Origin of the sequence: Streptomyces sp. NPDC058092 (genome assembly GCF_042884935.1) — a bacterium.
In the GTDB taxonomy this organism is placed as follows: Bacteria; Actinomycetota; Actinomycetes; order Streptomycetales; family Streptomycetaceae; genus Streptomyces.
Genome location: NZ_JBHVSY010000008.1, coordinates 321,321 through 328,156 on the forward strand (window position 1 = coordinate 321,321; position 6,836 = coordinate 328,156).

Here is a 6,836-nt window from a genome sequence, read left to right on the forward strand (position 1 = left end):
ACTTGCCGGGGCCGCCGGTCTGTGCGCCCTGCTGGAGGACGTTGCCCCGGCTGGGACCGGTCTGTGCGCCCTGCTGGAGGACGTTGCCCCGGCTGGGACCGGTCTGTGCGCCCTGCTGGAGGACGTTGCCGCGGCCGGTCTGCGCGCCCTGCTGGAGGACGTTGCCCCGGCCGGTCTGCGCGCCTTGCTGGAGGACGTTGCCCCGGCTGGGACCGGTCTGTGCGCCCTGCTGGAGGACGTTGCCCCGGCCGGTCTGCGCGCCCTGCTGGAGCACATTGCCGTTGCAGAACTGCGGCTGGGACCGACTGCAGATGTTTGCGGACGGGGTCTGGGGCGCTGCTGCGGCGCTCGTCGCGCCTACCCCGCCGGCGAGCGCCGCGGCCAAGCACGACACGCCGACCAGGCGGGGAATTCCTTGCCGAATGCTTTTCATCATGGTGGTTTCCTTGCGTGTGAAAGCGGGTTTGCGCTTGCCTGCACCAGCCATCGTGGTGTGCTGGGCATCACCGCGGCGTGACGTCGGCGTGACCGGGCTCAGCTGACGGCAGCCAGTGGATACTCCCCGCAGGCGGCCACTTGCGCCCCAGCCATGGCCAGGGGTTTCCCTACGGACGGCTATGTCTCCCGGGACCTGAACCGATACCGGTCGGCGAAACCGGCAGGTGTGAAGAACAGCAGGAAGATCCAGGAGATCCTGGAGGCATGCGACCTCACCGGGGAGCTACCGAGCGGCGGCCGAGCTGGCTGCGGCCACCACACGGTGGCCCGATATGGGCAGCTGAGGGCAAGAGTCCGACCGAGCGGTGTGCTTGGCTGCGTACGGAAACAGGCCTCAGGGGGCGTACTTGTAGCCGACGCGCCGCACCGTCTGGATCGTCCGGCGGTGCTCGGCGCCCAGCTTGCGGCGCAGCCGGGCGACATGGACGTCCACGGTGCGTCCGTCGCCCACATGTCCGTAGCCCCAGACCGTGGTCACCAACTGATCGCGGGTGTGCACCCGGTGCGGGTGGGCGACGAGGTGGGCGAGCAGCTCGAACTCCAGGAAGGTGAGATCGAGCGTGTTCCCGTCGACCGCGGCGATGCGTTGTACGAGGTCGATGCGCACCGGACCCGCGGCCGGGTCCTCCACCGGCTCCGGCACCACGTACTGCGCGGCCGCGGCGGTGGCCGCGGTGACGGCCGGCTGCTGATCGGCCGGTACGAGCACCAGATAGCCGATCATCGGCGGGCGGCCCGGCAGCGCCGGAACGGTGTGCTGGGGTGCGGGCAGCCAGGTGGCAGCCGGCGGCAGGAGCTCGGCCACATCGGCCAGCTGGACGACCTCGTCGGGGTCGACGGCACGCAGCCGGTGGCGGTTGGGGGAGAGGGAGCGGGCCGAGGTGGTGGCCGCCGAAGGCACCGCGGTGGCAGCAGATGCGGCGGAGAAGGTACGAGTGTTCGCCATGAGGGTCAGCTCTTTCGCGCGAAGGAGTCGTCGAGGGACGGACTTGCCGGCGCGCGGACCGAAGGCCGGGGTGAGCGGCTTTAGAGGGCCTGCGCGTTCAACGCGCGGCAACACACCCGGTCGAAGTCGTGATGCTGACGGGACGGCCAGAACGGTTCGAGGTCGCTGCGACCTGTCGAGGTGTACTGGATGCTGGCCATACCCCTATTGAACCAGAGAACGTGACGGCGCAGCAGGCCTCTCTCAGCGTCGATACAGACCCTTGGCGTTACGTTCCTCACCTGCCCGCGGGCGTTCACCCGGCCAGGTGGACGCCCCCTCGTGCTGACGGCGGTCGAGGATCAGACCTGGTCGGCCTTCTCCAGCGCGGTGCAGCAGGTGTCCACGATCAGCCGCGTGACGACGTACGGGTCGACGTTGGCGTTCGGGCGGCGGTCCTCGATGTAGCCCTTCCGGTCCTGCTCGACCTGCCACGGAATGCGGACCGAGGCGCCGCGGTCGGAGACGCCGTAGCTGTACTCGTTCCACGGGGCGGTCTCGTGCAGACCGGTCAGACGGTCGTCGATGCCCGCGCCGTAGTTCTTGACGTGGTCCATCGGCTTCGAGCCCTCGCCCAGCGACTCGCACGCGGTGATGATCGCGTCGTAGCCCTCGCGCATCGCCTTGGTGGAGAAGTTGGTGTGCGCACCCGCGCCGTTCCAGTCGCCCTTGACCGGCTTCGGGTCGAGGGTCGCGGAGACGTTGAAGTCCTCGGCGGTGCGGTACAGCAGCCAGCGGGCGATCCACAGCTGGTCGGAGACCTCCAGCGGGGACAGCGGGCCGACCTGGAACTCCCACTGGCCGGGCATGACTTCGGCGTTGATGCCGGAGATACCGAGGCCGGCCTTCAGGCAGTTGTCGAGGTGCTTCTCGACGATGTCGCGGCCGAAGATCTCGTCGGCGCCGACACCGCAGTAGTAGCCGCCCTGCGCGGCCGGGAAGCCGCCCTCGGGGAAGCCGAGCGGGCGGTGGCCGTCGAAGAAGGTGTACTCCTGCTCGATGCCGAAGATCGGCTCCTGGCCGGCGAACCGCTCGGCCGACGGGCGCAGTTCGGCCCGGGTGTTGGTCTCGTGCGGCGTCATGTCAATGTCGAAGACCTCGCACAGGACGAGGATGTCGTCCCCGCCGCGGATCGGGTCCGGGCACGTGAAGACGGGCTTCAGCACCAGGTCGGAGACATGGCCCTCGGCCTGGTTGGTGCTCGAACCGTCGAAGCCCCAGATCGGCAGCTCCGCCACGTCCTGCGAGGGGCTCCCGGCCATGATCTTCGTCTTCGAACGGAGCTTGGCGGTCGGCTCGGTGCCGTCGATCCAGATGTACTCAGACTTGAACGTCACGGAAGCCATCCTTTTTTGCGGGTGCTGCGGGTGCTGCGGGTGCTGCGGGTGCTGCGGTCCCGGTCCGGTCTCTGCAGCGCAGCTTCGCAAGACGCGATTTCCTGTCCGTTGCCCATATGTGAACCCCGTGTTACCGAGGTCTCCCGCGTTACACGGGACCGGGCCGGTGAACCCGGCAGACTTGCCCCATGACGACACTCCCCGCGACCCCCCTGCGTATCGGCCTCGTCGGTGCGGGCCCCTGGGCCCGGAACACCCCGGCCCCCGCCCTCGCCGCCCACCCCGGCGTCGTACTGAGCGGCGTGTGGGGCCGCCGCCCCGAAGCCGCGAACGCGCTGGCCACCGCCCACGGCACCACGGCGTACACCGACGAGGCGGGCATCGACGAGCTCTTCGCGGTCAGCGACGCCATCGCGTTCGCCGTGCCGCCGGACGTTCAGGCCCCGCTCGCCGCCCGCGCCGCCGCCACCGGCCGTCATCTGCTGCTGGACAAGCCGGTCGCGACCACCGTGGCGGCAGCCCGTGAGGTCGCCCGGGCCGCCGAGCAGACGGGGGCTGCGTCCATCGTCTTCTGCACCCTGCGCTTCGCGGCCGAGACATCCGACTGGATCACCGAACAGGCAGCCGTGGACGGCTGGTTCACCGCCCGCGCCGAGTGGATCGGGGCGCTGTTCGCCCCCGGCGCGACCAGCGAGTACGCGGCCTCGCCCTGGCGCCGTGAGAAGGGCGGCCTGTGGGACGTCGGCCCGCACGTCCTGTCGGTCCTGATCCCGGTCCTGGGTGACGTGACACGCTTGACCGCGGCCCGCGGCCCGTCCGACACCACCCACCTGATCCTCCGCCACACCTCCGGCGCGTCCAGCACCGTGACGCTCGCACTGGGTGCCCCGGTGGGGGCGGTCGGCACGGAGATCGAGCTCCGGGGCGAACAGGGAACGGTCGCATTGCCGCGGTGGAGCGATCCGGTCGGCTCCTTCCGGGCGGCGGTGGACGCACTGATCGATTCGGTACGCACGGGGGAGCCGCACCCCTGCGACGTGCGGTTCGGAGTACGCCTGACTGAACTGCTGGCCGAGGCGGAGGAACGCGCGGGGGAGTAGGCCCGAGGGGGCACGAGCGTGCGCGCGCCTGCGGACGGGGGACGGGGCCACGCGTACGGAAGCGGCGTACGCGTGCGCACTGGCGACGGTGTTCGCTGCTCCAAGGCGTGCTTGTTCGGCACCGTGAGGTGCGTTCAGCGCTCCTTGGCGTGTTCAGCGCCCCATGGCGTCCCGTACCGCCTCGTCCGTGCGTGCCACGACGGCGGTCCCGTCGTCGGCCGTGATGATCGGCCGCTGGATCAGCTTCGGATGCCCGGCGAGCGCCGAGATCCACCGCTCCCGTGAACCGGCTTCGCGCGGCCACTCCTTGAGCCCGAGCTCCTTCGCCTCCGCCTCCTGCGTCCGCGTGATGTCCCACGGCTCCAGCCCGAGCCGGTCGAGCACTGCCCGGATCTCGTCCGGCGACGGCACCTCCTCCAGATAGCGGCGGACGGTGTAATCGGCACCCTCCGCATCGAGCAGCGTCACCGCGCTGCGGCACTTGGAACAGGCGGGATTGATCCAGATCTCCATGGGGCCAACGGTACGGGAGGGACGCCCCGAAAGCCCCGCCGACCAGCGACGATTGTCAGTGCTGGACCGTAAAATAGAGGTAGTTCGTGAGGGATCCACGACCGTGCCAGGAGGTTGCCCATGGCCGTTGCCGCAGTCACGACCGAGCCGCTCCACAAGCCCCTGCGGAAGAAACCACTCCCCGCGGGCCGGCCCCGCGAGTGGTACGTCACCCACAACCGCCGCCTGAAGGCCATGCGCCTGGCGATCGCCCTGCTCGACACGGGCGTCTACTACCCGTCGACCGCGACCAACGACAAGATATGCACGATTGCCGAGCGCATCGGCATTCACCCGCCGTCCGATACGACCTGCCGCATGGTCCGCGCCCTGATCCGATACGGCCGCTGACGATCGACTGCTCGCGCACCGAAGCCTGTGCCCTCGGAATCCCGGGGGCACAGGCACGTACGACCGCACCCGGCTCAGAACCCACTGCAGGTGGCAGTGGCAGTGGCAGTGGCAGTGGCAGTGGCAGTGGCAGTGGCAGTGGCAGTGGCAGTGGCACGGGTCCCGGACGCCGAGGCCGTCGGGACGGTCCCGTCGTCCGCTGTCACGACCGCAGCCTCCGGGACGCCGCGACTCCAGGGGGCAGCCGTTCCCTCCTGAGTGCGACCGCCGCTCCGGCCCGGCCCGTCACCCGCCCGGCCTACACGGCCTGCGGCCCCGCCCGCCGCCCCTTTGACTGAGGCGAGCGGTACCCGGTGAAGGCGATCTCAGCCGGCTGGTGGCTGGGGTGACTGTCCGGTGCCACTGGAGGCATCCCCTGGAGGAAGATCCGGCGGAGGCGGCGGCAAAACATTCACGACGGCCGGAGCTGGGGGATTCGAAGGCGTGGGCACCTGAATGAGGAAGGGGAAGAATACAATCCGGCTGCCCGTATTCAGAGCCCGCTGCGAAACCCGATAGCAAACGGTCTCGTTTGAATTGTTAATGGTTGTGTAGCACTTGAGCACCGACGGTGCGACCTGAGAATTCTGTGGCGAGGCAACGGAGTCACTCGCTGATGTGCCCAATATGCCGGCCGCCAAGAAGGAGGCTGCCGCTGCGGCACTGATGTTCCGCAAGGTTGTCTTCTTCATGTTCATCAGCCCAAAGGCTCGGAGTGAACTGGAATGTCCCATCGGCGCGCTGGGGCTTCTGCGGCCCCAGCGCTATCGCTCAATGAGGACGATTCTCGTAGAACTAGTACTGGGCGTTGACAACCATCGTATCGTTCGGCCCGGTCTGCTGCTGGCCTGTCTCGTTCGGCTGGGTCACATTCTCCGGGTTACGTCTCGTACGGCACCTGCCCCAGCTCTCTCAGTGCCTTCGCGTACATTTTCTCATGCTTCGCCTGCTCTTCAGTTGTTCCCAACGCGCACCCGCCTACCGGTGCCCAGCGAGCAGTCGCTGGAGTCAACTCTCCAGTCATGACTGGTTGAATCCGGAAAAGCTTTCGGCGCGACATCCTCAAAGAGAACGTGCAAGCTGTCAGAGGAGGGATTCAACTCGGAGTTGCTGCTGCCGGTCCAGCCACTACGTCAGCGTTAGGCCAGAGCCACGCCGTGATTATGGCCCGCCGCTCACGATGGCACGTGACTGGAATAAGCAAGCACAGTGCCGAAAAGGAGAAAACCGTGAGAGGAAAAATCGCCCTGAGTTCCGCTGCGACCGTCGCGCTTGTCGGAGGGTTGGCTGCGACCACCGTCGAGCCGGCTTCCGCTGTCCCGAACCAGACGTGTCGGGTGGTAGCAAGTAGCCTGACGGGAGAGAACTTCGATCCCACGGGGACGTTCACCGTCTCGCCTGGGGGGATGGTGGTGCGCCCTTCCCCTGACGGTCGTATCGGACCGACCGCCGTAACGGGCGCGGGCAGCTTCTCCGTAGGCCCTGTGGCCTGCACCGGTGGGGGAGCAGCGACATCTGCAGGAAGCGGAGCAGGTGTAGCCGCTGCCACAGCTGCCGGAAAGAGTGCGGTACAAGCGGCGATAAGGGGAGGCGCCTCCCCGGAAGCGGCGAGGGCGCGGGGCCTGGAGGCGGTACAGGCCACGGGGAGAAGCCTTGGCCTGTCGCAGACGGTGATAAACCAAGTCACCCAAGTCATCAATCAGACAACCAACAACCTGAACCAAATTATTGGTTCGACCATCGGCGGCTCCGTCATCGCGGGGAGTGGTAACACCGTCGGCGGCGGTAACACGATCGGTGGTGGGACGACGACTCCGCCGACTGGTGGTGGGACGACGACTCCGCCGACTGGTGGTGGGACGACGACCCCGACGACCGGTGGTGGGACGACGACCCCGACGACCGGTGGTGGGACGACGACCCCGACGACCGGTGGTGGGACGACGACCCCGACGACCGGTGGTGGGACGACGA

Annotated in this window: 6 protein-coding genes and 1 pseudogene; 2 read left to right on the forward strand and 5 right to left on the reverse strand. The window is 68.3% G+C overall.

Annotation, left to right across the window (positions count from 1 at the left end):
- From ACFVV1_RS16560 to glnII, 3 genes and pseudogenes are all read right to left on the reverse strand, one after another.
- Positions 1 to 436 (reverse strand): annotated as a pseudogene (locus ACFVV1_RS16560) (hypothetical protein); the annotation flags it as partial.
- A gap of 396 nt (positions 437 to 832) precedes the next feature.
- Entirely contained in the window at positions 833 to 1,444 is a 612-nt protein-coding gene (locus ACFVV1_RS16565; RefSeq protein ID WP_389989899.1) for a winged helix-turn-helix domain-containing protein, read from the reverse strand.
- Positions 1,445 to 1,785: 341 nt separating this feature from the next.
- A complete protein-coding gene (glnII, locus tag ACFVV1_RS16570) occupies positions 1,786 to 2,820 on the reverse strand; it encodes a glutamine synthetase (protein WP_389989900.1) in 1,035 nt (344 codons plus the stop codon).
- Positions 2,821 to 3,008: 188 nt separating this feature from the next.
- On the opposite strand from glnII, the gene ACFVV1_RS16575 reads away from it, so the two are divergent.
- Positions 3,009 to 3,920, forward strand: a complete 912-nt coding sequence (locus tag ACFVV1_RS16575; RefSeq protein WP_389989901.1) for a Gfo/Idh/MocA family protein — start codon at positions 3,009 to 3,011, stop codon at positions 3,918 to 3,920.
- A gap of 153 nt (positions 3,921 to 4,073) precedes the next feature.
- On the opposite strand, the gene ACFVV1_RS16580 is transcribed toward ACFVV1_RS16575, so the two are convergent.
- Complete coding sequence (locus tag ACFVV1_RS16580; protein WP_389989902.1) at positions 4,074 to 4,433, reverse strand: arsenate reductase family protein; 360 nt, start codon at positions 4,431 to 4,433, stop codon at positions 4,074 to 4,076.
- Positions 4,434 to 4,553: 120 nt separating this feature from the next.
- On the opposite strand from ACFVV1_RS16580, the gene ACFVV1_RS16585 reads away from it, so the two are divergent.
- Positions 4,554 to 4,823 (forward strand): hypothetical protein, encoded by a 270-nt coding sequence (locus tag ACFVV1_RS16585; RefSeq protein ID WP_389989903.1) that lies wholly within the window; start codon positions 4,554 to 4,556, stop codon positions 4,821 to 4,823.
- A 1,738-nt stretch (positions 4,824 to 6,561) separates the two neighbouring features.
- On the opposite strand, the gene ACFVV1_RS16590 is transcribed toward ACFVV1_RS16585, so the two are convergent.
- Positions 6,562 to 6,836 (reverse strand): hypothetical protein (locus tag ACFVV1_RS16590; protein ID WP_389989904.1); only part of this gene is annotated, 275 nt, incomplete at its 5' end.

Bases quoted from the DNA above. Each gene is read 5' to 3' on its own strand.
- ACFVV1_RS16575 (WP_389989901.1), top strand. From the start codon at position 3,009: ATGACGACACTCCCCGCGACCCCCCTGCGTATCGGCCTCGTCGGTGCG.
- ACFVV1_RS16585 (WP_389989903.1), top strand. From the start codon at position 4,554: ATGGCCGTTGCCGCAGTCACGACCGAGCCGCTCCACAAGCCCCTGCGG.
- ACFVV1_RS16580 (WP_389989902.1), bottom strand. From the start codon at position 4,433: ATGGAGATCTGGATCAATCCCGCCTGTTCCAAGTGCCGCAGCGCGGTG.
- ACFVV1_RS16565 (WP_389989899.1), bottom strand. From the start codon at position 1,444: ATGGCGAACACTCGTACCTTCTCCGCCGCATCTGCTGCCACCGCGGTG.